The sequence below is a fragment of the Arthrobacter sp. JCM 19049 genome (genome assembly GCF_001310435.1).
Genome location: NZ_BAXF01000409.1, coordinates 1 through 1,968, shown reverse-complemented (window position 1 = coordinate 1,968; position 1,968 = coordinate 1). Strand labels below are relative to the sequence as shown.

Sequence of the window (1,968 nt, the reverse complement as noted above, 5' to 3'; positions counted from 1 at the left end):
CCCGGTGGTGCGCCTGGAACGCCAGGCCCTGGAGGTGGTGATCCAGCAGCCCGGGCGGCTGGGCAACGAGCAGTGGCAGGCCTTCTACGAGGCCCGCTCATGGCCCGGCCCACGCCGCGGTGCATTCGGGGATCGTCGCGGCCAGCTCCGCCGGGCCTCGGCCAGCGCCTGGGTGCAGGTCATCCGTGACGAGGTGCCCGAGCAGCTGCGCTCCCTGGTCTCCGAGATCGCGGTGACCTCGATCCCGGCCTCCGATGAGGACAGCCTGGCCCGCTACTGCACGGACATCATCAACGGGCTGATTGAGCTGCAAATCACACACCGCAAGGCGGAGCTCATCGGCCGGCTGCAACGGGCCGAGCTGGACCCGCAGGGCGAGGAATACAGCCAGATCAACCGCGAGTTGATGGAGCTGGAGATGCGGCGAAGGATCCTGCGCGGGAACTGAGTGGCCGATTTTGGCTTTTCGAATCCGCTCGGGTAAAGTTAAATCTCGTTGCAATCCTCCATAGCTCAATAGGCAGAGCATTCGACTGTTAATCGAAGGGTTGTTGGTTCAAGTCCAACTGGAGGAGCTCACAAGGTCCCGGATCCCATGGATCCGGGACCTTTTCCATGCCCGGGCATCCCTTGGACGACCCCATCGAGGACCGGTGATCCGAAAGTTCTCCCCCAAAAAGGCCCCGCCCACAGAACAAGCGCCCGGTCCGGACCCGGGAAGGGGTCCGGACCGGCGCCGCCAGGAGGGGGGAAGTGGCTAGGCCTTGTCGATGGCTTCGCGCAGGGCCGCCAGCAGCAGCGCCACCGAGCCCGGGTTCGCGTTCGGGCCCATCAGCCGATGCGCCACACCGAGTCGGCGTACTTGCCCACCCGGCGCCGATTTCGATGTTGAAGCGCTCCAGCAGGTACTTGCGCACCCGCGCCGAATCCACGGTCTGGGGAACCTTCACGCTGGTCAGCTGCGGCAGGCGGTGGCCCTGGGCGGCAAACAATTCCAGGCCCATCTCCTGGATCCCGTCTTGCAGCGCAGTGCCCGCCTCCTGGTGGCGGCGGGTGACCGCATCCAGGCCCTCTTCCAGGATGCGGTTGATGCCGGCCTCCAGGGAGGCGACCATCGCCACCGGGGCGGTGTGGTGGTAGGTGCGCCCACCGCCGGTGGACCCGGTGGTGTAGCCGCCCAGCAGCCCCAGATCCAGGTACCAGGACTGCGGGCGTTCCACCCGGCGCTCGAAGGCGCGCTCGGAAATGGTGAACGGGGCCAGGCCCGGGGCCACGCCAATGCACTTCTGCGATCCGGCGTAGCCGATGTCGATGCCCCACTCATCGGCCAGCACCGGCATGCCGCCGATGGAGGTGACCGCGTCGGTGATCAGCAGGGCATCGCCCTTGATCGCGCCCAGGGCGGCGATGTCCGAGACCACCCCGGTGCTGGTTTCCGCGTGCACCGCGGCAATCACCGCCGGGTTCGGATGCGCATCGGCAACCCGCTGGGCGTCCACCGGGGTGCCGTACTCGTGATCCACGCGCACCACCTCGGCGCCCACCCGGGCGGCGACCTCGCACATGCGTTCCCCGAACAAGCCGTTGACCGCGATCACCGCAACATCCCCGGGGCGGATGGTGTTCACGAACGCAGCTCCATGCCGGCCGAGCCGGTGGCGCTCAACGGCAGGGTGCGCCGGTTCCCGGTTCCCCACAGGGTGCGCAGCCCGTCGCACACCCGGTCCATGCGCTCGATGAACAGCGGGTCCAGGTGACCCAGCAGCGGAAGCCCCAGGGCGGCGGTGGCCTCCGGATAGGGGTTGCACGGGCCGGGACCGAACAGGTGGCGGACGGGAACCAGGTTGCTCATAATTGCTCACTTTCGTCGAGGGGTTGGCGCACCTGGTTCCACCCTAGGCGGAAGTGGGGGCGAAGTGAAAGCTAGCTCACACCCGGCTGCCGGCAGCACCGCGCCGGGCCGCCACC

General features: G+C 67.9%; 1 tRNA gene and 2 pseudogenes. 2 read left to right on the top strand and 1 reads right to left on the bottom strand.

What is annotated here, in order from left to right:
* A pseudogene (locus JCM19049_RS12780) lies at nucleotides 1–448 on the top strand (DNA primase); the annotation flags it as partial.
* 54 nt (nucleotides 449–502) lie between these two features.
* Nucleotides 503–575, top strand: a tRNA-Asn gene (locus JCM19049_RS12775).
* A 182-nt stretch (nucleotides 576–757) separates the two neighbouring features.
* Here the strand turns inward: JCM19049_RS12775 and JCM19049_RS12770 are convergent.
* Nucleotides 758–1,852: pseudogene (locus tag JCM19049_RS12770) on the bottom strand (alanine--glyoxylate aminotransferase family protein).
* Nucleotides 1,853–1,968: the final 116 nt, after the last annotated feature.